Below are 23,469 nucleotides of genomic sequence, written 5' to 3'. Positions count from 1 at the left end.
CCCCTGACTCCCTCAACGGGTACGGATGACTCGCTCAACGGGTGCGGATCCAGACCGTCTTCTCCCGCGTCCACTGGTCGAAGGCGTTCGTCGACTTCTCCACTCCGCCGAACCCGGACTGCTTCCAGCCACCGAAGGGAGTGGTGATGTCCCCCTCGCTGTACGCGTTCACGGAGACCACGCCCGCCTCGATGCCCCGGGCCAGCCGCAGCGCGCTGTCGAGGTCGCGGGTCCAGACCGAGGCGGCGAGCCCGTACTCGGTGGCGTTGGCCATCCGCACCGCCTCGTCCTCCGAGCCGAAGGTCTCGACGGTGACCACGGGACCGAACAACTCCCTGGTGAGTACGGCGCTTTCGGCGGGCGCGCGGATGATCACGGTGGGCGGGTAGTAGGCACCGCGCGCGGGCAGCCCGTGGGGGAGTCCCGCGGCGTGGATCTGGGCGCCGGCCGCCCGGGCGGCATCCACGGCACCGGCGACCCGGTCGAAGGCGGCGCGGTTGATGAGCGGCCCCTGCTGCGTGCGCGGGTCGGCCGGATCGCCGATGACGAGGTCCCTCGCGGCGGCCGTGAACCGCTCCACGACCTCCTCGGCGATGCTGTGGTGCACCAACACCCTTGAACCGGCGGTGCAGTTCTGCCCCATCGTCAGGAACGCGGCCTCGATCATGTCGCCGATCAGCTCGTCGCCGTAGGAGAGCGCGTCGGCCAGCAACACCTGCGGGCTCTTGCCGCCCATCTCCAGGGAGACGCGCTTGAAGTTGCTGTCGGCTGCCGCCCGGAGGATGTGGCGGCCGGTCGTGGTGGAGCCGGTGAAGGAGAGGGCCTGGACGACGGGGTCGCGGGCGAGGGCCGCCCCGGCTTCCTCGCCGTAGCCGGGGAGGACCGTGAGCACGCCCTCTGGGAGGCCTGCTTCGGTGGCGAGGGCGGCCAGGTGCAGGGTCGAACGCGGGGTCGCCTCGGCCGGTTTGACCAGCAGGCAGTTGCCCGCGGTGAGGGCGGGGCCGATCTTCCAACTGGCCATCGCCAGGGGGTAGTTCCACGGGAGGATCGCCGCGCCCACGCCGACCGGTTCGCGGGTGAGGAGACCGAGGCCGTCGGGTCCGCTCGGCGCGATCCGGCCGAACACCTTGTCCGCCGCCTCGGCGAACCAGCGGATCGTCTCGATCGCGCCCGGCACGTCCCCCGTACGGCACTCCGTGATGGGCTTGCCCGCGTCCTCGCTGTCCAGCCGGGCGAGGGTCTCGGCGTCGCGTTCCATCAGGTCGGCCAGGCGCAGCAGTACGGCGGCGCGTTCCCGGACCGGAAGCCGCGACCACACACCGGAGTCGTAGACGTGCCGGGCCTGTTCGGCGGCCTTGGTGACGTCGTCGGCGCTCGCGGCGGGGAGGCTGGTGATCGGCTCGCCGGTGGCGGGGTTGATGACGTGCAGCGTGTCGCGCCTGGTCATGCCTCCTCCACCAACTCCCAGCGTCCGTCGGTCTGTCGGGCCAGTCCGCGGCGGCGGAGTTCCTCCAGATAGCGGGCCATGCCGCGGTCGCCGCGCTTGCGGAACAGGGGGAAGACCCTGGGCAGCAGGTTCGGCGCGAGCATCGCGAACCGCACCAGACGGGACTCGCCGGACCGCGGGTAGGCCTCCAGACGGGGCCTGTCGAGGAGGCTCACGACGGCCGTGACGACGTTCGCGGGCTGTTGCGGCTGGTCCTGGAACTGCATGGAGTTGCCGCCGTCCACGGCCTCTTGGCGCAGCATCCTGGTGTCGGTCGCCGACGGGAGCACCGATCCGGCGAGGATGCCCTTGCCGCGCAGGTCGAGCCCGATGGCGAGCATCGCGCCGCGCAGCCCGAACTTGGATGCCGTGTAGATCGGGGTCTCGCCCAGCGGGAAGATCCCGCCGAGGGAGACCGTGGTGACCACCCGGGCGTCGCGGGATGCCTTCAGCAGGGGGATCGCGATCCGGGTCGCGACCAGCGGGGAGGTCAGGTTGAGGGTGATCTCCCGCTCGATGCTCTCGACGCTGCGGACGTCGAAGCGCTCCGAGCTGGTCATCCCCACGTTGTTCACCAGCACGTCGAGACGGCCGTAGTCATCGGCGATCCGCTCGAACAGCCGCTCCAGGTCGGCGCGTTGCAGCAGATCGCAGCCGATGCCGGTGTGGCCGACGCCCGGGAGCCCGGCGGCCACCTTCTCGGCACGGACCCCGTCGATGTCGACGACGACACAGCGCGCACCACCCGCGGCGAAGCGCCGGCACAGCGCGCTGCCGATGCCGCCCGCGCCGCCGGTGACCAGCATGACCTTGTCGGTGAAGTCGAACCTCCCGCTCATGCCGTCGCCTCCACGCGCCGGGCGGCGGACCGCGCCGGCGGTGCCTGGCCCTCGGTGCGCCAGCCCATCTGCCGGGCGACCTTGCCGAGGTACTTCACGAACGCCCCGCTGTCGACGTAGCCCGTGTGGCGGGGCGAGGCGACGAACTTCAGCCCGCCGGACAGATCGGGGCGGTCGGCGCGGACCATCTGCGTGAACCGCTCGGCGCTGGGCAGACCGTGACGCGCGTCGTTCAGATACCCGGCGATCAACTGCGCCTGGCTGTCGAAGAGTTGGTAAGCGCCGGAGTTGGTCTCGACGAACCCGATCCCGAACAGGCCCTGGTGCTCGCGGGAGAACGACGACAGATACAGGTCGGGATGCTGTTCGTCGCCGAAGTACCGCTGTGCGACCGGGACTTTGTGGACGTAGCCCGTCGCCAGCAGGACGAGATCGAAGTCGTCGCTCGTGCCGTCCGTGAAGTGCACGGTGCTGCCCTCGGCGCGGGCGATGCCGGGCCTGGCGGTGATGTCGCCGTGCTGGAGGTGGTGGATCAGCATCGAGTTGATGGCCGGGTGCGTCTCGAAGAGCTTGTGGTCCGGCTTCTGCAGGCCCAGGCGCGTCGGATCGCCGTTGACGATCCGCAGCAGTCCGCCGAAGACGCGCTGCGCCAGCCACATCGGCAGATGCGGCCCGCTGTTGGCGATGGTGTCCACCGGCCGCCCGAACAGATGCTTCGGGATGAACCAGTACCCGCGCCGCATGCTGATCACCGCCTGGTCCGCCGTCCGGGCCGCGTCGCACGCGATGTCGCAGCCGGAGTTCCCCGCACCGACGACGAGTACCCGCTTGCCCCGCAGCTCCTCCGCGCTGCGATAGCCGGCGGTATGCCGGACCTCCCCGTCGAACTTCCCGGGAATCTCAGGGATGTTGGGGTGCCACTGCGAGCCCGTGCACACCACGACCTGGGCGTGCAGGCTCTCCTGCCCGTCGGTCCGGACGACCGTCCAGGTGCCGTCCGCGTTCTTCTCGACGCTCCGCACCCCGACACCGAACTCGATCCGGTCGCTCAGCCCGTAGGCGTCGGCGAAGGACCGCAGATACGACAGGATCTGCCGGTGCGGCGGATAGTCCGCGAAGTGGTCCGGCATCGGGAAACCGCCGAAGCCCGACAGGGTCCTGCTGGAGATGAAGTGGGCCGACTCGTACATCGGGCCGCCCGGGTTCTCGATGTCCCAGATACCGCCGAGCCCGGTGTGCCGCTCCAGATGCGTGTACGGCAGCTCCCGCTCCGCCAGCGCCCTGGCCATGGCCAGCCCGGCAGGCCCCGCCCCGATCACACACGTGTCCAACTGGCTTTCCGTCACGAGCCTGCCTCCTCTGTCGTCCCGTCCCACGGGTGTTGGAGGAAACGTATGCACCGGCCGTCCGGCGCGAACTGACCCGCGCGGCCAGGGACCGGACCGCAGCGGCCGCGCCACGGCTGGGTGCGGCCGCGCGTGCGGATACGGGCGAGGCGCGTGGGAACTCCGGGGAGTGATGGGCCGTTACCCGAATACCGGGCCTTGGGGCGGAGTTGAAGAAGATTTCACCCGAGTCTCGGGCCCTGAACCCCGAGCGCTGAGCCCCGAACCCCGAGTCCTTTGGGCTCACCCGAGTCCCCGAGTTCGCCCGACCAGCCTTCCATCACCAGCCGTCCATCGACCACCGTTCCACCAGCCCCCGTTCACCCCCACTCGTCCCCGGAGGCCCGAACGATGACCCGGATCCACTCAGCCGCACACCCCCACCCCACCCGGCGCGCCCTGCTCGGCGGTGCCGCCCTGACCGCCCTCGCCGTGACCACCGGCACCGGCACGGCAAGCGCCAACTCGTCGACCGCACCGGCCCGTTGGCCGACGGAGTTCCCGCTGCCCGACGGCTTCCTCCCCGAGGGCATAGCCATCGGCAGCAGGCCGTACGCCTACATGGGCTCCCGGGTGAACGGCGCCATCTACCGCACCGACCTGCGCACCGGCGAGGGCGAGATCCTCTCCGAGGGCGCCACCGGCCTGGTGTCGGTCGGCCTGAAGCTGGACCACGACGGGCTGTTGTACGTCGCCGGCAGCACCGGGGCCGCGAGAGTCGTCCACTCCCGCACGGGCGAGGTGCTGACGACCTATCAACTCACGCCCGCCACCGGCCACTTCATCAACGACGTCACCCTGCTCGGCGACCGCGCCTGGTTCACCGACTCGCTCGACGCGGTGCTCTACGGCGTGCCCCGCGGCCGCACGGGCGAGGTCACCGCCCTGCCGCTCACCGGCGACTGGGTGCAGACGCCCGGGGTGAACAACGCGAACGGCATCGTCGGTACCCCGGACGGACACGGCCTCATCGTGGTCAGCAGCAACCCCGGCAAGCTCTACAACGTGTCCCTCAGGTCCGGCCACGCCACCGAGGTCGCCCTGAGCGGCGCGTCCGACGTGGCCAACGGGGACGGCCTGTTCCGGATCGGCCGGACCCTGTACGTCGTCCAGAACCGGCTGAACCGGATCAGCGTGTTCGACCTCGACGCCAAGGTCACCACGGCGACCCTGCGCCGTACGATCACCGACCCGCGTTTCGACATACCCACGACCGCCGCCCGCTTCGGCAACCGGCTCTATCTCGTCAACGCCCGCTTCACCAGCCCGCAGACGCCCGCCACGACGTTCACCGCCGTCGCCGTGTCGATCTGAGGTGACAGCGGGCGGGGCCCCGAAATGGTGCAACGGGGTCCCGCCCGTGGGTGGTTCGCGCGTCAGCGGTTCGGTGCGGCGTCAACTGCCGCTGCGACAGCTGCCGTCGGCGCCCCAGCGGTGGCTGTGCTCGTACCGGCCACCGGAGCCGCCGTAGCCGAAGAGGCCTGTCGCGGGCGGCGCAGCAGCAGCACGCACACCAGCGCGGCGAGGAGGGTCAGCGAGCCGGCGACCACCAGGCACAGCCTCATGCCGTCCAGGAAGGAGTCGCCCAGCGCGCCCAGGGCCCGGCCGGTGTCCGCGCCGAGGTTCATGTGGGCGACGGCGCCGAGGCCGCCCGCGTCGGCGGTCGAGACGATGCTTCGCTGGGTCGCGCCCGTCACCCCGGCGTCGGCGAGGTGACCGGGGAGCGTGTCGAGTGCCTTGGTGGTGAGCAGGGCGCCCAGGACGGCCGGGCCCAGCGCGCCGCCGACCTGCCGGAACGCGTTGTTGCCGGCCGCGGCCATCCCCGCCTGCTGATACGGCACGGAGCCCACCGCCGTCGCGGTCATCGGCGTCAGGACGGTGCCGATGCCCAGGCCCAGCAGCGCCAGCCGCCAGGCGATGGACGCGAACGAGGTGTCGGCGTCGACGCCGGTCAGCGAGAACAGCGCGCCGGAGATGACCAGCAGACCACCGGTGATCAGGACGCGCGGGGCGACCCGGTGCATCAGCCGGCCGACCGGCTGGCCGACCACGATCGCCGCCGCGGTGACCATGAGCAGCCGCAACCCCGCTTGGAGCGTGTCGAGTTGCTGCACCAGGCCGAAGTAGAGGCTGAGCAGGAAGAAGAAGCCGATCAGCGCCAGGAAGGTGATCATCGCGACCAGCGTGGTGGCGGTGAACGCCGGGCTGCGGAACAGCGTCAGGTCCAGCATCGGGCTGTCACTGCGCCGCTCGGCGAACACGAACGCGACCCCGCCGGCCACCGCGGTGAACAGCGCCACCATGACCTTGACGTCCGTGAAGGAACCGGCGCCGCCCTCGATCACGCCGTAGACGAGTGCGGTGATGGCGAGGGTCGCGGTGAGCTGGCCGGGCCAGTCCAGCTTCCGGCCGTGCGGTGCCCGTGAGTCGGGCAGCAGCCGGGCGGCGACGCCCAGCGCGATCAGCGGGACGGGGACGGAGATGAGGTAGATCCAGCGCCAGGCGGCGTGGTCGAGGATGACGCCCGCGATCAGCGGGCCGACGGCCAGCGCGGCCATGAGGGCGGTCGCCCACACGCCGATGAACTTGCCGCGCTCCCGGTGGTCGGGCACCGCGTGGCTGATCAGCGCCAGGGTGGTCGGCAGCAGGGCCGCCGCGCCGAGACCGGCCAGCGCCTGGCCGATCCACAGCACGTGCACTGACTGCGCGGACAGTGCCACGGCCGCACCGGCGGCGGAGAACAACAGGCCCGCCAGGAACACCTTCTTGCGTCCGTGCACATCGCCGAAGACACCGGCGGTGAGGATGAACGCGGCCATGGGCAGGACGAACGCGTCCTGGACCCAGGCCAGTTGGGAGGTCGACGCGTTCAGCGCCGACTGGATGGCGGGCAGGCTCACGGCGACCGTGGTTACCGGCAAGTAGGCGACGAAGACGCCGAGGCAGGCCATGACGAGGGTGGCCGCCCGCCGGCCGGGCCGCCCGCTCGCCGGGGTCGTGACGTTCACGGGGAACTCTCCTTCTCGAATGCGATGCCTTCGAACTCGAACAGGCACGCGCCCCAGGATCAGCTCCACCATGGACAATCACCAACGTACGGCCGGGATGCGACGAGAAACCTCTATATCGCGACCCTCGAGTGTCACACTTCCCTCATGACAGACGACGTCGACGGGAAAATCCTCCGCGCGCTACAGTGCGCGCCGCGCGCCTCGTTCCGGCTGATCGGCGAGGTGGCCGGGGTCTCGGAGCAGACCGCCGCCCGCCGCTTCCACGCCCTGCGCCGCTCCGGGGTGATGCGGGTGGTCGGTCTGGTCGACCCCGCCGTCCACGGCGACGCGCGCTGGGTGGCCCGGATCCGCTGCCGCCCCGACCGGGTCGGCACGCTCGCCGACGCGCTTGCCCGACGCCCCGACATCGCCTACGCGGGGCTCGCGTCCGGCGGTTCGGAGATCATCTGCGTCATCAGCGCCCCGCTGCACGTGTCACGCGACGACGTCCTGCTGCGTCAACTGCCCAAGTCCGCCTCGGTCCTCGACGTGAGCATCGACCTGCTCATCCATCCCTTCGGCACGTCCGGAGTGAGCGACTGGACGGGCTACGGCGGTCGGCTGACGCCCGGTCAGATCCGTCAACTCGTCGGCGACCGGCCCGAGATGCCCACCGGACCACCCGTACGCCTCACCGACGAGGACGCCCCGCTCCTCGACGCCCTCGCGGAGGACGGCCGCGCCACGCACACCCAGCTCGCCGACGTCACCGGCTGGTCCACGGCCCGCGTGGCCCGCCGGCTGGACGCCCTGGAGCACTCGGGGGCGCTCGCCTACGACGTCGAACTGCTCTCCGCGCGCTTCGGCTTCGAGCTCAACGCCACCCTGTGGCTGCGCGTCGCCCCGGCCCGCCTCGAACGCGTCGGCGAGGAACTCGCGGACCACGACGAGGTCGCCTTCGCAGCCGCCATCAGCGGTGACTCCAATGTCATGGTCGTCGTCATCTGCCGCGACACGGAGGACCTGTACCGGTACCTGACCACCAAGGTCGCCGCCGTGGCGGGCATCGACGGCTACGGCGTGAGCATCCACGTCCACCGCCTGAAGCAGGCCACCTCACTCATCTCGCGCGGGCGACTGGTACCCCCGGCGTTCGCGTAGGGCGGCCGGAACGCGGCGAGCCGGACCACCCGCGGTCGCGGATGATCCGGCTCTCAACTGCCGTACGGTGCCCGGCACTTCGTCGCTACGGCGACGGGTCAGCGCTTCGTGTAGATGAAGCCGACCTTGTCCAGCTCGTCGCCGGAGCGCCCGTGGAAGCCGGCGATCTGCCAGCCGGACGGTGCGGTGCGGGTCACGCAGTCCGAGGTGGTGGTGCCACCGGCCAGGGTGTTGCCCAGGTTGGTGGTGAACTTCGCGTAGAAGATCCGCGTGGTGTCGCTGTACTTGCCCTCGCACAGGTACGCCGTCGTCACGTACTCGCCGCTGCCCAGCGTCAGTGAGGACGCGGTGCCGCCGGTGCCGCCGTGGGTGAGCGTCGTTCCGTTGGCGAGGGTGATGCCGACCTGGTCGACGCGGGAGCCGGAGCGCAGCGAGATCTTGGTGGCGCGGGCGGCGGCCGGGACGCTGTCGATGTCCTGGTAGTAGTCGCCGTGCGGGCCGCCGAACTGGTCGCTGAGCTGGAAGTCCGCGTTCTGCGACCAGGTGAAGCCGACCGTGATCGGGTCGTGGTCGGAGAGCATCAGCCCGTCGGAGTTCAGGAACTTGGCGTGCTCGTTGTTGTACGAGGTCGCGTTGAGCGTGACCAGCTTGCTGCTGCGGTAGAGGACCTTGTCCACCACCTCGCAGGTGTTGGGGACGGTGGCCCCGGTCTGGTCGCACACCAGCGCGTCGCTGCCCTTGGTCGGCGCGACGCCGCCGCGGATCAGCTTGACCCAGGCGTCGGTGAGTCCGTTGGCCGCGCCGAACTCGGCGATGGTGTCGGCGGTGCGGGTGTAACGGGTGTTCGTGTCACCCATCACCACGACGGCGTTGCCCGCCGAGTGGGCGCCGATGAACGAGGTGAGCTGGTTGAGGTTGTCCGCACGGGAGGCCTCGTCGCCGTCGTTCGTACCCGCGTTGGTGTGCAGGTTGTAGAAGTCGACGTACACCCCCTCGGACAGCCTCTCCCGCATGAAGGTGAAGCCCTTCGGCGTCAGACAGTCGCCCGAGTCGATCTGGCAGGAGTTCCAGCCGACCCGCTCGAAGTCGTCGCCGTCCCAGGCGTAGTTGGAGACGGTGTTGAGCCCGCTGCCGATACCGGCGCCGCCGCTGGTCGCGGTGCGGTAGGGGTGGGTGTCGGTGGAGTACAGGTAGGCGTGGTAGTTGAAGTCCTCCTGCACGTTCACGATGTCGTACGGGGCGATGCGCGTGCCGATCGCGGTGGTGCTCGTGTCGCGCGGCGTCGAGGCGCTGGACAACCACTCCGGCAGCCCGGCGACGTTGTACGTGAGCACGTTGAAGCTGCCCGAACCTGCGGCGGCGGCCGGTGTCGCGGCGGCCACCGTGAGCCCGCCCAGGGCCGCGACCGCGGCCGCCAGACAGGCGATGAGTCTGCGCATGGGGAAGTGCCTCCTGCGGAGTGACAGAGGGGGAGGGTGATGCGGCGGTCATGTCAAAATGTAGCGACAAGCGCTTGCTATGACTCCCCCTCGGCCGCACCGAATCAGGAATTCCGGGTGGCTTCTGGATGGCCAACTCGCCTTGCGTGCCCGTTTGTTGTCAGTGCGGGCGGATACGGTCCACAGGTATGGCATACGACATCCACATCACCCGGCGCCAGGACTGGCGGGACGAGCGCGGGAACATCGCCAAGAACCCGAGTGACCTCCTCGTCGCCAAGATGCGCGAGGTGGCGCGAGCGCTCGGTGCGCGCGTCCAGGGAGACGACGGCGAGTTCTACGGCGGCTGGTCACGAGGGCACGGCGAGATGAGGGGAGGGCGGCAACCCGGCCGCTTCCGGCCGCCGCCGTCCCCGACCGCCCCTACGGCCGCGCCAAGTGCCGCATCGCCAGGGCCAGTTGCAGCCGTAGCCGCCCCTGCGGAGTCCGTACCGGCCAGCCCAGCAAGGACTCCGCGTGGGTCAGCCGGTCCTGGAGTGTGGAGTGGTGGACATTGATCTCGGTGGCCGCCGCGCGCAGGCTCGTCGTGGTGGCCACGGCGTTCAACGTGGCCAGCAGCCAGGGTGCGTTGGCCGCCGCCGCTTCCACGTCGTGGACGTCGGGCGGTGGTTCGGCGCCCGGCGCGACCAGTCCGGCGAGGAGGGCGATGCCGCCGAGTTCGTCGGCGTGCACGATGCGCTGGCCGGGGTCCTGTGCGGTGCCGTCGGCGGTGAAGCGCAGGGCGGTGCGGGCGGCGGCCCAGGAGCGGGGCAGGTCCAGTACGGGGACGGCGGGGCCGATGCCCAGCCGGCCGGCGGGCAACTCGGCGTCCGGGTGCGGTGGTTGGGTGCCGGAGCCGTCCGGGATCGCCTGCGGATCGCTGTCCGACACGGGTCGCGGGCCGGACGTACCGGTGTCCCGCGGCGCGGCGACGACCCGGGGCCGTCCGTCGAGCGGGGCGAGAACCCGGGCCCGGGTCGCGGGGTCGGCCGGGTCGAGGCCGAGGCGGCGGGCCGCGTGCAGCCGGGCCGCCTCGGGAGCCGTGCCGTCGAGCAGGGTCTCGATCAGCTCCGGGTCGTCGGCGGGAACCCGGCCCCGGGTGCGATCGAGCACGAGCCGTACGGCACCGGCCGCCCGCTCCAGGATCACCGCGTCGACGACACTGGGCGCCGCCTGAGCCGTACGCTCCAGCCAGAGCGCGGAGGCCCCGCCCGGCGTCAGCGCGGCGGACGGCCAGGCGGGATCCGGCGGCGACGCGCTGTCCCTGCGCGTACCGTCCGCCTCGACCCGCACCCGGACCCGCCGTTCGGCGTCGACCAGCCGCGCGGCACACCCGGCCAGCACCGCCGCCCCGCGCACCAGTGCTTCAAGACCGGCCCGCGACTCGGCGAGCCGATCGAAGTACCCGATGACCCGCACGGCGGCACCGGCGTCCGGATCCAGCGCGGTCAGGCGCCCGGCCAGCTCTTTCATAGGTCCATGGTGCGGCATGCCACCGGCGGAGAGGAGGGACAGGGCGTGGGTATCCCGCACGGTGTGTCCCTGGACGGCGGCGACTGGAGAGCTTCCCTGGTGTGCCGCCCGCGCACAGCGCGCCGGAGTCGCCGCGGTCGTGGATTCAAGCCGCCGGCGGCCTCTGCGTCTGGTGTGCCGTGCCTCCGGCGGAGGGGCGCCCGGTCGAGTGGCCGCGACAACACACCGACGTCACCGCGGCCGCGCTCCCACGTCCCTTGAGCCGCTGCCGACAGCCTCCGCGGCCCGAGTCGCCCGCGAGACCGCCGCCCGCGGAGTGAACCCGTCGAACCGTGTGGAAGCCGCCCGGCCAAGGCAAGAGCCGCCGCGGCACGCCCCTGGTCACCGCGGCCCCGCTCCCACGCCGCTCAAGCCGCCGCCAGCAGCCTCCGCAGCCAGCTCACATGCGCGGCCCGGGCCGCCTGCGACACCGCCGCCTGTGGCGCGAAGCCGTCGAAACCGTGGAAGCCGCCGGGCCAGACGTGGAGCTCGGCGACGCCGCCCGACTGCCAGAGGCGGGAGGCGTAGGTGACCACCTCGTCGCGGAAGGTCTCCGCCGAGCCGACGTCCAGGAACGCCGGGGGCAGCCCGGTGAGGTCCTCCGCACGGGCCGGTGCCGCGTACGGCGACACGTCGGGGGTGCCGCGGCGGTCGCCCAGAAGAGCGGTCCAGCCGGTCTCGTTGGCCGTGCGGTCCCAGATGCCGACGCCGGCCATCTGGCGGGCGGACGGGGTGTCGTTGCGGTCGTCGAGCATCGGGCACAGCAGCAGCTGCCCGATGGGACGCGGTCCGCCGCGGTCACGGGCGAGCAGGGCCAGCGCGGCGGACAGCCCGCCGCCGGCGCTCGCGCCCATGATGACGATCCGCTCCGGATCACCGCCGATCTCCTTCGCGTGCTCCGCCGTCCACAGCAGACCGGCGTACACGTCCTCGACCGGCGCCGGATGCGGATGCTCGGGCGCCAGCCGGTACTCCACCGACACCACCACCGCGTCCAGCTCCCGCGCGTAGTCCAGCGCCCCGGTCACCCCGACCCGGTTGTTGCCGAGCACCATCCCGCCGCCGTGCACGTGATAGATGACGGGCAGCGCACCTTCCGTGGCCGGCGCGGTCGGGCGGCAGATCAGCAGCGAGATCGCGGGTTCGCCGACCGGTCCCGGCACCTCCCGGTCCTCGACGGCGAAGGCCCCGTCCAGGGTCAGGTCCAGCTGCATCGACTCCGTGATCGCCGGACCCAGGCGGATCTCCTCGATGTCCTCCATCGTCATCCCGGGCGAGATGAACTCCTTGATCAACTCCAGCGCCGCGGCGAGTTCGGGGTCGAACGGGGGCGGGGGCGGGGTGGACGTCATGCGCTTCTCCTGACGCTGGGCGCGGCGGCTCGTACTGCCATACTCCGCGCGTCTACCCGCGATCCGTCCTCCGCCGTCCGGCGGAACCTCTCCGCCGGACGGCGGGTGCCTTGTCAGGACGTGATCTGTTGTTCATCTGCGGGATGTGGAAGGGATACCTCGCGCAGACAACGATGTCGAAATCCCTGTGGACCCCCTGTATCCCCCCATCTGCTGATTCATGTACCAGGAGCACCACCCGTGAACATCTCCCTGACCGTCTGGCTGCTGACGATCGCCGCCCTGTGCGCCCTCGTCGGAGTCGACTTCCTCATCGGCCGCAAACCCCACGACGTCTCCATCAAGGAAGCCGGCGTCTGGACCGTGGTCTGGGTCGTCCTGGCCTGCCTGTTCGGACTCGGACTGCTCATCTACGGCGGGAGCGGACCGACCGGGGAGTTCTTCGCCGGGTACATCACCGAGAAGTCGCTGAGCGTCGACAACCTCTTCGTCTTCGTGCTGATCATGGGCAAGTTCGCGGTGCCGTCCCAGTACCAGCAACGGGTGCTCATGGTCGGCGTCCTCGTCGCCCTGGTGCTGCGCGCGGGCTTCATCGCGGCCGGTGCCGCGATCATCTCCACGTTCTCCTGGGTGTTCTACATCTTCGGCGCGTTCCTGATCTGGACCGCCTGGAAGCTCGTCCAGGACGCCCGCAAGGGCGGACACGAGGACGAGTACGAGGAGAACAAGCTCCTCAAGATCGCCGAACGCCGCTTCGGCGTGGCCGACCGCTACCACGGCACCAAGCTGTTCATCACGGAGAACGGCAAGCGCATCATGACCCCGATGCTGGTCGTGATGCTCGCCATCGGCTCCACCGACGTGCTCTTCGCCCTCGACTCCATCCCCGCGATCTACGGCCTCACCCAGGACCCGTACATCGTCTTCACCGCCAACGCCTTCGCCCTGATGGGCCTGCGCCAGCTCTACTTCCTCATCGGCGGCCTGCTGAAGAAACTCGTCCACCTCAGCTACGGCCTGTCGATCATCCTCGGCTTCATCGGCGTCAAACTGGTGCTGCACGCCCTGCACGAGTCCGGCGTGCACGTCCCGGAGATCTCCATCCCCTTCTCCCTCGGCTTCATCGTGCTGGTCCTCGCGGTGACGACGTTCACCAGCCTGTGGGCCACGAGGACGCAGGGCGAGGAACCCGCCGTCAAGCCGTAGGCGTGGAGCTTGACTTCGAGAGCGCTCGAAGACCTACCGTCACGAGGGACGGTAGGTCCGGGTGGACCGCGAAGTGCACTGAGAAGTGGACCGTGAAAGGGAGTCGGGCATGCGGGTCGGCGTACACATCAACCGGTTCAACCATCCCGGAGGGCCGGCCGCGGTCGGACCGGAGCTGGCCGCGGCGGGCGCAGCGGCCGAGGCGGCGGGCGTCAGCTGGCTCTCGGTGATGGACCACTACTTCCAGATGGAGTTCAACGGCGGCGCCGAGGACGCCATGCTGGAGGCCTACACGACCCTGGGCTTTCTCGCGGGCCGGACGTCCACGCTCCAACTGGGCGCGCTGGTGACGGGGGTGACGTACCGTCAGCCCGGACTGCTCGCGAAGATCGCCACCACGCTCGACGTGCTGTCCGGCGGCCGGGCCACCCTGGGCATCGGGGCGGCCTGGTACGACCGTGAGCACCACGGTCTCGGCGTGCACTACCCGCCGGTCGCGGAGCGGTTCGAGCGGCTGGAGGAGACCCTGCGGATCTGCCTCCAGATGTGGGACCCGGAGGCGAACGGCCCCTTCGAGGGCAAGCACTACCGACTCGCCGAGACCCTGTGCGTGCCCGCGCCGGTCAGCAGCCCGCACCCCGAGATCATGATCGGCGGCGGCGGTGAGAAGAAGACCCTCCGGCTGGTCGCCCAGTACGCCGACGCCTGCAACCTGATCGTGTCGACGCCGGACGAGCTGCGGCACAAGCTCGACGTGCTGCGCGGGCACTGCGACAACCTGGGGCGCGACTACGACCGTATCCGCAAGACGATCGTCCACACCGGCGAGTCGGTCACCACGGGCGATGTCGAGGCGTTCCTGCGGGAGATCGACGGCTTCACGAAGTTCGGCGTCGACACGGTGATCCTGGGCCCGCGCACCGGCGAACCGGTCGAGTGGATCGAGCGGTTCGTGGCGCCCGCGGTGCCGCGCCTTGCCGAACTGGACTGACCGGAGCGGCCGTTGGGACACGAAGGGGCCGGAGTCCAGATGGACTCCGGCCCCTTCGACGGTGGAGCGGGGTGCCTGGATCAGGCGGCGACGGTCTCGCCCGCGAGGCCGTGCAGCTGCGCGATGACCTCGGTCAGCTGGGCGGCGACCTCGGCGTCGTCGGCCGGGTGGGTCTCGGCGAAGCGGGTCACGGAACCGGGGATCGAGAGCTTGATCTCCTCGACGACCTTGCCGCCGGCGATGCCCACGGCCTTGCGGGTCTCGTCCTGCGCCCACACGCCGCCGAACTGGCCGTACGCGGTGCCGACCACGACGACGGGCTTGCCGCCGAAGCCGCTGGCGCCGTAGGGGCGCGACAGCCAGTCGATGGCGTTCTTCAGGACGGCCGGGATGGTGCCGTTGTACTCGGGGGAGAAGAAGAGGAACGCGTCGGCGGAGCCGGCGGCCTCGCGGAGCTTGGCGGCGGCGGCCGGAACGTCGCCCTCGACGTCGATGTCCTCGTTGTAGAACGGGATCTCGGCGAGACCCTCGAAGATCTCGATGTCGGCGCCCTCGGGCGCGAACTTCACGGCGGCCTCGGCGAGCTGGCGGTTGTGCGAGCCGGCACGCAGGCTGCCGACGAGCGCGAGGATACGAACAGACATGGGGGACTCCAAGAGGGGGGCTGAAACACTGCCGTTACGATCCGGACCGAGGTCCGTTTAAAAGTTGTACCAGGCTAAGCGGACCGCGGTCCAGTTCTGTTCCCCGTGCTTTACGCTGTCTTCATGTCCAGCGCCCTGCCGCCCTTCCCGAAGCCCGAGGAGTCGATAAGCGAGCCCCAGTTGCTGGAGGTCAGCTCCTACGCCGACGAGCCCTGCCTGCGTGCCGACGCGGCCCGCAACCGCGCCAAGCTGCTGGAGGCCGCCGCCCGGCTGATCTCCGAGCACGGGGTGGCCGGCGTCACCATGGAGGCGGTCGCCGCCGCCGCCCAGGTCGGCAAGGGGACCGTCTTCCGCCGCTTCGGCGACCGCACCGGCCTGCTGATGGCGCTGCTCGACCACTCCGCGCAGACGCTCCAGGCCGACTTCCTCGGCGGCCCGCCCCCGCTGGGCCCCGGAGCCCCGCCGGTCGAGCGGCTGCGCGCGTTCGGTGTGGCCGTCCTGTACCGCTCGGCGGAGCAACTGGACCTGCAACTGGCCGCCCAGCCGGAGCCCACCCGCCGCTTCTCCCACACCGCGCTCCAGGCGCTGCGCACCCACGTCATGATGCTGCTCCGGCAGCTCCTGCCGGACGCCGACTGCGATCTCCTCTCCCAGACGCTCATGGCCTATCTCGACCCCGCCCTGATCCACCATCTGACCAGGCAGTGCGGAATGCCCATGGAACGGCTGGAGTCCGGCTGGATCGACCTCGTCGCGCGGGTGACCCGTACGCCGTCGCCCCGCTGACTTCGGGCTGATCGGGGCTCAGCCGAAGCTGGCGAAGAAGTCGAGCATGCCCTGCGGTGCGTCCTCGCCGAACATCAGGACCCCGTTCGCCGCGGACTCCGCCGCCGACTCCTCGCCGCGCGGGAACAGCTTCGCCTCGTAGGCGGCCAGCGCGGCCTCGGTGTCGCCCGGGTGCGCGGCCAGCGCCTCGCCCAGTTCGGCGCCGTCGAGCATGGCCAGGTTGGCGCCCACGCCCGCGAACGGCGACATCAGATGGGCCGCGTCGCCCAGCAGCGTGACCCCGGGCACCCGCTCCCAGCGGTGCCCGATCGGCAGCGCGTGGATCTGCCGCGGGGTCAGCGGCCCGTCCGCGTCGGCGAGCAGCGCCCGCAGGCTCTTGTCCCAGTCCGCGAAGTGCTCCAGGGTGTACGCCTTCGCGGCCTCGGTGTCCGTGAAGTCGACGTCCCCGAACGCGTCCTCGGGAACGGCGAGCGCCACGTAGATGTGCAGGCTGCCGTCGGTCTCACGGTGGGCCAGGAAGCCCTTGCCCGCGCCGAGCGCCATCATCATGCCGCCGCCGACGACCTCGGCGCTCACGGGATGCCGTAGATCGGCGTCCGGCAGGTCCACCTCGACGAACGAGATGCCGACGTACGCGGGCTTCGCGTCCGAGAGCAGGGGGCGCACCTTTGACCAGGCGCCGTCCGCGCCGATCAGCAGACCGGTGGTGAAGGAGGTGCCGTCCGCGAGCGTCACCTCGTGCCGGCCGCCCTCCAGCGGGCGGGCGCCGGTGACCTTCGCGCCCCAGCGGACGGTGCCCTCGGGCAGCGAGCCGAGCAGCAGGTCGCGCAGCTGGCCGCGGTCCACCTCGGGGCGTCCGCCGGTGCCGTCGTCGGGGTCGTCCAGGAGGACCGCGCCGGTCCTGTCGAGGACGCGGGTGGCCTCGCCGCCCGGGTGGACCAGCGCGCGGAACTCCTCGTACAGGCCCGCCGCACGCAGCGCCGGCTGGCCGGAGTCGTCATGGATGTCGAGCATGCCGCCCTGGGTGCGCGCGGCGGGGGAGGCGTCCAGGTCGAGGACGGCGGCCTCGATGCCGTTCACGTGCAGGACCCGGGCGAGCGTCAGCCCGCCGAGTCCGCCGCCGACGATCGCGATGGGGTGATGGGGGGTGGTCATGATGGCCTCCTTGAAGTGGGCGGGAAACAGCGTCAGTTGGGAACGGCGGTTCGCTCGATCCCGTTGATCAGCGCCTGGAACCGCCAGGACAGACGGGCCGGGGGCGCCCCCGCGAGCAGGTCGCCGGAGCGTGCCGCGATGTGCGGGTGGGTCCGGTCGGACGCGTTGCGCACGGCGTCGGTCAGGGTGTCCCAGTCGTCCTGGTCGGCGTCCTCGCCCGAGTGCTCGGCGGCCGTCGCGGTGGCCTGCTGGAGCAGCAGGTCCACGCCCCACGCGGCCTGCGCCGGTGGGACGCCGCCCTCGTCGAGCAGGGCCAGCAGGGTCTCGATCAGGTTCAGGTAGTGCGGGCCGCTGGGCCAGGCCGTGAGCGCCGAACGGGCGAGGCTCGGGTGCTCGAAGAGCATCGCGGTGTACGCCGTGAGCACCTGCTCGATCCGCTCGCGCCAGGAACCCTCGGTGGGCGCCGGTCCGATCGTGCCGAGCAGCTCGTCCAGGACGGCCGCGTGCAGCTCCGCGGTGTTGCGGACGTACACGTACAACGAGGCCGGACCGGTGTCGAGCTCCTGGGCCAGGCGCCGCATGGTGACCTTCTTCAGACCCTCGGCGCGCAGCACCGCCACGGCGGCGGCGACGATGCCCTCCCTGTTCAGGGCGGGTTTCGCCGGGCGTTCACGGCGGCTGCGCGGGGTGTCGGGGCGAGCTGTCATGCCTCCACGGTAACGAACATGTTCGCTCCGAACAAGTTCGTGACGAACATGTTCGTAAAATACCGGACCATGCTGCCCTCGTGACGGCCGTTCCCCCGCCGCACTCTGCGGCCCCGGCTTCTGCCAAGATGCCGTACGTCATGGTGCAGATACCGAAAACGCCCGCAGCTCCGTCGCCCGCACCGCGCTCCGTGCCCACGAGCGCCGATGTGGCCCGTCTGGCCGGCGTCTCACGCGCGACCGTCTCCTACGTCCTCAACAACACCAGTGCCGTACGGATCAGCGAACCCACCCGCCGCCGCGTCCACGAGGCCGCCAAGGAACTCGGGTACGTCCCGCACGCGGCGGCCCGCAGTCTGCGCGCCGGCCACAGCCGCATGGTGCTGATGCCGGCGCCGACGATGCCGGTGGGACTCCTCTACAGCCAGTTCATCAACGAACTCCAGTGGGCGCTCAGCCGCCTCGACTACACGGTCGTGCAGCACGGCTCCGTCGGGCTGCGCGGCGACGAGGCCGCCCGCGCCTGGGCCGAACTCCGCCCGGTCGCCGTCCTGGTGCCCGGCGCCGGACTCGGCCCGGAGGGCGTCGCGGTCCTCAAGCGCTCCGGCGCACGGGCCGTCCTCACGCTCGGCCCCGAGAAGGTCGAGGGCGCGCACGCCCTGCTCCTGGACCACGAAGGTGTCGGCCACTGCGCCGGTGCGCACCTGTACGGCCGCGGCCGGCGCCGGATCGGCGTGGTCGTGCCCGAGGAGCCCGGCATGGGGGTCTTCTCCCGGCCCCGCCTCGAAGGCGTGCGCCGCGCCCTGCTCGACACCGACGCGACGGTGACCGAACTCCCGCTCGCCTACAGCGAGGAGAGCGCCGCCCGGGTCGCCGCCCGCTGGCGCGCTCTCGGCCTCGACGCGGTGTTCACGTACAACGACGAGTACGCGATGCTGCTGATGCGCGCCCTCCAGGACGAAGGCATCCGCATCCCCGAGGACACGGCGGTGATCGGCGCCGACGACCTCATGATCGGCCGCCTGCTGCGCCCGCGCCTGAGCACCGTCCACATCCAACTGCCGTCCGGCCGCGACCTCGCCGAACTGGTCGATACCGCGGTACGCGAACCGGGCGCCGTACCCGCCACGCACGAACTGCTCGGCGCGACGGTGGTACACCGCGACTCCAGCTGACCCGTGTCCGGGACGATCCCGCCGTACGCGACCAGGGTCCGTCCGGCGGGGCAGGCCGGAGGGGAGCGGCGGTGCCTGATGGGCGCCGGTGAGCGGGTGTCGTGCCTGCGGCCGCAAGGCGGAGGGCGTCCTCGGCGCGGTGGGGGTGCCCTGCTCGGGTGAAGCCGAGAGTGGGGGAGTCGGTGACCGGGCCCGCCCCGGGTCCGGCGACCGTGCCCGGAGCGATTCGGCCGTACGCGACTAGGATGTTGCATGCTCAACCAGACGGGGATGCGTACGGACACCGGACGCGGCTCGCGTGTCTGTGCCGGATCACCGCATCCCGTCGCGCGGCCGCCCAACGGGCCGTGAAGACACGGGACTTGCGCCGCCCGGGTGGGTCCCGCCGGTGACGGATCGGAGAACCGCCATGCCTCTGCTCGACCCCAAGACCTGGCAGCCCCGCCCCCTCTCGGGCCCCGAGTACCCGGTCACCGAGCCCGCCACCGGCGACACGCTCGGCACCGTCACGCTCGCCGCCGCCGAGGACGTACGGCCGGCCGTCCAGGCGGCCCGTGCCGCGCAGGCCGAGTGGGTGCGCGTCCCGCACTTCGTCCGGGCCGGTGTGCTGCGCAAGGCCGGTGACCTGTTCGCCGCGCACGCCGAGGAGTTGCGCGAGTGGCTCGTGCGGGAGTCCGGGTCGATCCCCGGCAAGGCCGACTTCGAACTGCACGTCGCCGCCCAGGAGTGCTACGAGGCCGCCGCGCTCGCCTCCCGCCCCGCCGGGCAGGTCCTCCCCTCGGAGGCGCCCCGGCTGTCCTACACCCGGCGCATCCCGGTCGGGGTCGTCGGCGTGATCGCACCGTTCAACGCCCCGCTGATCCTCTCCATCCGCTCGGTCGCCCCGGCCCTCGCGCTCGGCAACGCCGTCGTCCTGAAGCCGGACCCGCGCACGGCGGTCTGCGGGGGACTGTCGCTCGCGGCGGTCTTCGCGGAGGCGGGCCTGCCCGACGAGCTGCTGCAGATCCTGCCCGGAGGGGCGGACGTCGGTGCGGAACTGGTCGCCGATCCGCAGGTGCCCGTCATCTCCTTCACCGGCTCGACTGCCGCCGGACGCGCGGTCGGTGAGGCGGCGGGGCGTCATCTCAAGCGCGCACACCTGGAGTTGGGCGGGAACTCGGCCCTGATCGTGCTGGCGGACGCCGACCTGGACGCGGTGATCTCGACCGCGGCCTGGGGTTCGTTCTTCCACCAGGGCCAGATCTGCATGACGACCGGCCGCCACCTCGTCCACGAGTCGCTCTACGAGGAGTACGTCGAACGCCTCGCCGCCAAGGCCGACTTGCTCGCCGTCGGCGACCCGCACCGCGCGCAGGTGCACCTCGGCCCGATCATCGACGGCGCTCAACTGGCCAAGATCCACGGCCTGGTGGAGGCCAGCACGGCAACCGGCGCCAGGCTGGCGGCCGGTGGCACCCACGAGGACCTCTTCTACCGGCCCACCGTCCTCGCCGACGTGAACGACGACACCCCCGCCTACGCGCAGGAGGTCTTCGGCCCGGTCGCGCCGGTACGGCCCTTCGCCACCGCCGACGAGGCGGCGGCGCTGGCCGCTACGGGACCCTACGGCCTGTCGCTCGGCATCGTCACGCGCGACAGCGCCCGCGGCCTGGACCTGGCCGAACGCATCCCCACCGGAATCGTCCACATCAACGACCAGACCGTGAACGACGAGGCGGTCGCCCCCTTCGGCGGGGTCGCCGCGTCCGGCACCGGCGCCCGCTTCGGCGGCGAGGCCAACCTGGAGGCCTTCACCGACGTGCGCTGGACGACGGTACGCGGGGACGTGGCGTCGTATCCGTTCTAGGCGCTTCCTGAACGGCGGTGCTTACTGACCGTTCTGCTCGGCCTGCGCCTGCTGCTCCTCGACGGACTTGCGGACCTCGTCCATGTCGAGCTTGCGGGCCTGGCCGATGACGTCCGTCAGGGCGGCCTCCGGCAGCGCGCCGGGCTGGGCGAACACGGCGACGCGGTCGCGGACGATCATCAGCGTGGGGATCGACTGGATGCCGAAGGCCTGGGCCAGCTCGGGCTGGGCCTCGGTGTCGATCTTGCCGAAGACGAGGTCCGGGTTCTCCTCGGCCGCCTTCTCGTAGACCGGGGCGAACTGACGGCACGGCCCGCACCAGGACGCCCAGAAGTCGATCAGGACGAAATCGTTGTCCGTGACCGTCTGGTCGAAGTTGTCCTTGGTGAGCTCCACGGTGCTGCTCATGACGTAAATCCCTCTTCCTCGATGTGGGGGCGAAGCCGTCCCGGACAACACGGTCGTCCGGTCCCGTATTCCGCGCCCCTACCCGTGTGGCCACAGCGCACACCACCCAGCAGACTGGCCCCATGACGGAAACGGAATCCATCGCGTACGACGTCGTGGTGCTCGGGGCCGGGCCCGTGGGGGAGAACGTCGCCGACCGCACCCGTGCGGCCGGTCTCTCCACCGCGATCGTGGAGAGCGAACTGGTCGGCGGCGAGTGCTCGTACTGGGCGTGCATGCCCAGCAAGGCCCTGCTGCGCCCGGTCATCGCCCGCGCCGACGCCCGCCGCGTGCCCGGCCTCGGCCACCTCGTCCAAGGCCCCCTCGACACCGCCGCGGTGCTCGCCCACCGCGACTACGAGGCCTCGGGCTGGAAGGACGACGGCCAGGTCCAATGGCTCGACGGCATCGCCGCCGACCTCTACCGCGGCCAGGGCCGCCTCGACGGCCCCCGCAGGGTGACGGTGACGGGCCCCGACGGCGTACGGCACGTCCTCACCGCGCGGCACGCCGTCGCGGTCTGCACCGGCACCGGTGCCCTCCTCCCCGACCTGCCCGCACTCGCCGACGTCAAGCCGTGGACCAGCCGCGAGGCCACCAGCGCCAAGGCCGCGCCCGGCCGGCTGATCGTGGTCGGCGGCGGGGTCGTGGCCGTCGAGATGGCGACCGCCTGGCAGGCCCTCGGCTCCCGCGTCACCCTCCTCGTCCGCGGCAAGGGCCTGCTGCCCCGCATGGAGCCCTTCGCCGGCGAGCTGGTCGCCGACGCGCTCACCGAGGCCGGCGTCGACCTGCGCACGGGTACGTCCGTCACGTCGGTGACCCGCGAGAACGGCACCGTCGTCGCCGTCACCGACAGCGGCGACCGCGTCGAGGCCGACGAGATCCTCTTCGCCACCGGACGCGCCCCGAAGACCGACGACATCGGCCTCGACACGATCGGCCTGGAGCCGGGCTCCTGGCTGACGGTGGACGACACCCTGCGCGTCCCGGACAGCGAGTGGCTGTACGCGGTCGGCGACGTCAACCACCGCGCCCTCCTCACCCACCAGGGCAAGTACCAGGCCCGTATCGCGGGCGCCGCGATCGCCGCCCGCGCCGCCGGCGTCCCGCTGCTGGAGACCGACCCGTGGGGCGCCCACGTGGCCACCGCCGACCACGACGCCGTACCCCAGGTCGTCTTCACCGACCCGGAGGCCGCGTCCGTCGGCCTCTCCCTCGCCGAGGCCGAACAGGCCGGCCACCGCGTCCGCGCGGTCGACGTCGAGTTCTCCTCGGTCGCCGGCGCCGGCCTCTACGCCGACGGCTACCGAGGCCGCGCCCGCATGATCGTCGACCTCGACGAGGAGATCCTGCGCGGTGTGACGTTCGTAGGGCCCGGCGTCGGCGAACTGATCCACTCGGCGACCATCGCGGTCGCCGGCCAGGTCCCGATCAACCGCCTGTGGCACGCGGTCCCGTCGTACCCGACGATCAGCGAGGTGTGGCTGCGCCTGCTGGAGGCCTACCGGGGCTGAACACCCCTGACGTCCTTGGGCAGTTGAAAGCCGATTGATTCATCGGGCCCCTTGATTCTCTACGGCAGTTCGAAGCCGAGCGCAGCCGACGCCGTCTCCGGTGTCGGCTGCGCCCAGCGCTCCGCCATCGCCTCGTTGGACGACAGCGAGCGCAGCTCGGCCCGGTCCAGGTAGAGCAGCCCGTCGAGGTGGTCCGTCTCGTGCTGGACGATCCGCGCGGGCCACCCGGTGAACACCTCGTCCACCGCCCGCCCGTGCTCGTCCTGCCCGGTCAGCCGCACCGAGGCGTGCCGCGCGACCACGGCCTGCCAGCCCGGCACGCTCAGACACCCCTCGAAGAACGCGGCCCGAGCGTCACCGACGGGCTCGTACGACGGATTGACCAGCACCCGGAACGGCTGCGGCACCCGCCCGCGCACGACCCGCACCTCGTCCGGCACCGGCGCCGGGTCCTCGATCACCGCGATCCGCAGCCCCACCCCGACCTGCGGGGCCGCGACGCCCACCCCCGGTGCGGCATGCATGGTCGCGCGCAGGGCCTCGACGAACCGGGCCAGCAGAGCGGGCTCCAACTGCCCGTCGAACGGCTCGATCCCGCGCCTGAGCACCGGGTCACCGGCCGAGACGATGGGCAACGGGCCGCCGCCGGCGAGGAGTTCCTCGACCCGCTCGGCCAGGGGTACGTGATCACTGGGATGTGCCATCGCGCCAGGATGCCACGGCGTCCGCCGTCACCCGGTGTGACCCACGCCACTCACTTCCCCGGGAACTCGCGGCCCTCACGCCCCGACTACT

The 23,469-nt window shown here is 71.5% G+C and carries 20 protein-coding genes; 8 read left to right on the top strand and 12 right to left on the bottom strand.

Annotated features, from left to right (window positions below):
* Window positions 1–34: 34 nt before the first annotated feature.
* From OG714_RS07065 to OG714_RS07055, 3 genes are read right to left on the bottom strand one after another with little or no spacing between them, the layout of a single operon-like run.
* Window positions 35–1,447 carry an aldehyde dehydrogenase family protein gene (locus tag OG714_RS07065; protein WP_406119339.1) on the bottom strand — a complete coding sequence of 471 codons (1,413 nt, stop codon included), beginning with the start codon at window positions 1,445–1,447 and terminating at the stop codon, window positions 35–37.
* Entirely contained in the window at window positions 1,444–2,325 is an 882-nt protein-coding gene (locus tag OG714_RS07060) for an SDR family NAD(P)-dependent oxidoreductase (RefSeq protein ID WP_406119338.1), read from the bottom strand. The genes OG714_RS07065 and OG714_RS07060 overlap by 4 nt, the downstream gene beginning before the upstream one ends.
* On the bottom strand, window positions 2,322–3,671 hold the full coding sequence (locus OG714_RS07055) for a flavin-containing monooxygenase (RefSeq protein WP_406119336.1): 1,350 nt from the start codon (window positions 3,669–3,671) through the stop codon (window positions 2,322–2,324). Before OG714_RS07055 ends, OG714_RS07060 begins: the two co-directional genes overlap by 4 nt.
* A 390-nt stretch (window positions 3,672–4,061) precedes the next feature.
* On the opposite strand from OG714_RS07055, the gene OG714_RS07050 reads away from it, so the two are divergent.
* On the top strand, window positions 4,062–5,024 hold the full coding sequence (locus tag OG714_RS07050) for an SMP-30/gluconolactonase/LRE family protein (protein ID WP_406119335.1): 963 nt from the start codon (window positions 4,062–4,064) through the stop codon (window positions 5,022–5,024).
* 62 nt (window positions 5,025–5,086) lie between these two features.
* Here the strand turns inward: OG714_RS07050 and OG714_RS07045 are convergent, their stop codons facing one another.
* Window positions 5,087–6,718, bottom strand: a complete 1,632-nt coding sequence (locus OG714_RS07045; protein ID WP_406119334.1) for a DHA2 family efflux MFS transporter permease subunit — start codon at window positions 6,716–6,718, stop codon at window positions 5,087–5,089.
* A 147-nt stretch (window positions 6,719–6,865) separates the two neighbouring features.
* Here OG714_RS07045 and OG714_RS07040 point away from each other — a divergent pair, with 147 nt between their 5' ends.
* Window positions 6,866–7,861, top strand: coding sequence for an Lrp/AsnC family transcriptional regulator (locus tag OG714_RS07040; RefSeq protein WP_406119332.1), 996 nt, complete (start codon window positions 6,866–6,868; stop codon window positions 7,859–7,861).
* A 98-nt stretch (window positions 7,862–7,959) separates the two neighbouring features.
* Here OG714_RS07040 and OG714_RS07035 read toward each other — a convergent pair whose 3' ends face one another.
* The 3 genes from OG714_RS07035 to OG714_RS07025 all read right to left on the bottom strand — a co-directional run bounded on the left by OG714_RS07035 (window position 7,960) and on the right by OG714_RS07025 (window position 12,203).
* Window positions 7,960–9,300, bottom strand: a complete 1,341-nt coding sequence (locus OG714_RS07035) for a jacalin-like lectin (protein WP_406119330.1) — start codon at window positions 9,298–9,300, stop codon at window positions 7,960–7,962.
* Window positions 9,301–9,723: 423 nt separating this feature from the next.
* Complete coding sequence (locus tag OG714_RS07030; protein ID WP_406119328.1) at window positions 9,724–10,812, bottom strand: helix-turn-helix domain-containing protein; 1,089 nt, start codon at window positions 10,810–10,812, stop codon at window positions 9,724–9,726.
* 407 nt (window positions 10,813–11,219) lie between these two features.
* Entirely contained in the window at window positions 11,220–12,203 is a 984-nt protein-coding gene (locus OG714_RS07025) for an alpha/beta hydrolase (RefSeq protein ID WP_406119327.1), read from the bottom strand.
* A 240-nt stretch (window positions 12,204–12,443) separates the two neighbouring features.
* Here OG714_RS07025 and OG714_RS07020 point away from each other — a divergent pair, with 240 nt between their 5' ends.
* Complete coding sequence (locus tag OG714_RS07020) at window positions 12,444–13,409, top strand: TerC family protein (RefSeq protein WP_406119325.1); 966 nt, start codon at window positions 12,444–12,446, stop codon at window positions 13,407–13,409.
* 109 nt (window positions 13,410–13,518) lie between these two features.
* Entirely contained in the window at window positions 13,519–14,400 is an 882-nt protein-coding gene (locus OG714_RS07015) for an LLM class F420-dependent oxidoreductase (RefSeq protein WP_406119324.1), read from the top strand.
* A gap of 80 nt (window positions 14,401–14,480) precedes the next feature.
* Here the strand turns inward: OG714_RS07015 and OG714_RS07010 are convergent, their stop codons facing one another.
* Window positions 14,481–15,044, bottom strand: coding sequence for an NADPH-dependent FMN reductase (locus OG714_RS07010; RefSeq protein WP_406119323.1), 564 nt, complete (start codon window positions 15,042–15,044; stop codon window positions 14,481–14,483).
* Between the two features lie 105 nt (window positions 15,045–15,149).
* On the opposite strand from OG714_RS07010, the gene OG714_RS07005 reads away from it, so the two are divergent.
* Complete coding sequence (locus tag OG714_RS07005) at window positions 15,150–15,830, top strand: TetR/AcrR family transcriptional regulator (protein ID WP_406119322.1); 681 nt, start codon at window positions 15,150–15,152, stop codon at window positions 15,828–15,830.
* Window positions 15,831–15,848: 18 nt separating this feature from the next.
* Here the strand turns inward: OG714_RS07005 and OG714_RS07000 are convergent, their stop codons facing one another.
* Both OG714_RS07000 and OG714_RS06995 read right to left on the bottom strand, forming a co-directional pair.
* Window positions 15,849–16,985, bottom strand: coding sequence for an FAD-dependent oxidoreductase (locus tag OG714_RS07000; protein ID WP_406119321.1), 1,137 nt, complete (start codon window positions 16,983–16,985; stop codon window positions 15,849–15,851).
* Window positions 16,986–17,017: 32 nt separating this feature from the next.
* Window positions 17,018–17,692 carry a TetR/AcrR family transcriptional regulator gene (locus tag OG714_RS06995; protein ID WP_406119320.1) on the bottom strand — a complete coding sequence of 225 codons (675 nt, stop codon included), beginning with the start codon at window positions 17,690–17,692 and terminating at the stop codon, window positions 17,018–17,020.
* Window positions 17,693–17,832: 140 nt separating this feature from the next.
* Here OG714_RS06995 and OG714_RS06990 point away from each other — a divergent pair, with 140 nt between their 5' ends.
* Window positions 17,833–18,867: a LacI family DNA-binding transcriptional regulator gene (locus tag OG714_RS06990; protein ID WP_406131743.1), complete on the top strand. Its 1,035-nt coding sequence runs from the start codon at window positions 17,833–17,835 to the stop codon at window positions 18,865–18,867.
* 409 nt (window positions 18,868–19,276) lie between these two features.
* The gene (locus tag OG714_RS06985) at window positions 19,277–20,713 is read left to right on the top strand and encodes a benzaldehyde dehydrogenase (RefSeq protein ID WP_406119319.1); all 1,437 of its coding nucleotides are present in this window, start codon (window positions 19,277–19,279) and stop codon (window positions 20,711–20,713) included.
* A gap of 21 nt (window positions 20,714–20,734) precedes the next feature.
* Here the strand turns inward: OG714_RS06985 and trxA are convergent, their stop codons facing one another.
* Window positions 20,735–21,121 (bottom strand): thioredoxin, encoded by a 387-nt coding sequence (gene trxA, locus OG714_RS06980; RefSeq protein WP_406119317.1) that lies wholly within the window; start codon window positions 21,119–21,121, stop codon window positions 20,735–20,737.
* A 122-nt stretch (window positions 21,122–21,243) separates the two neighbouring features.
* Here trxA and OG714_RS06975 point away from each other — a divergent pair, with 122 nt between their 5' ends.
* The gene (locus tag OG714_RS06975) at window positions 21,244–22,674 is read left to right on the top strand and encodes a dihydrolipoyl dehydrogenase family protein (RefSeq protein WP_406119316.1); all 1,431 of its coding nucleotides are present in this window, start codon (window positions 21,244–21,246) and stop codon (window positions 22,672–22,674) included.
* 59 nt (window positions 22,675–22,733) lie between these two features.
* Here OG714_RS06975 and OG714_RS06970 read toward each other — a convergent pair whose 3' ends face one another.
* Window positions 22,734–23,378 carry a peptide deformylase gene (locus OG714_RS06970; RefSeq protein ID WP_406119314.1) on the bottom strand — a complete coding sequence of 215 codons (645 nt, stop codon included), beginning with the start codon at window positions 23,376–23,378 and terminating at the stop codon, window positions 22,734–22,736.
* Window positions 23,379–23,469: the final 91 nt, after the last annotated feature.

Origin of the sequence: Streptomyces sp. NBC_00989, assembly GCF_045162655.1 — a bacterium.
Taxonomy (GTDB): domain Bacteria; phylum Actinomycetota; class Actinomycetes; order Streptomycetales; family Streptomycetaceae; genus Streptomyces.
The sequence above is the reverse complement of the archived record's forward strand: the minus strand, read 5'-3'. Positions and strand labels throughout refer to the sequence as shown.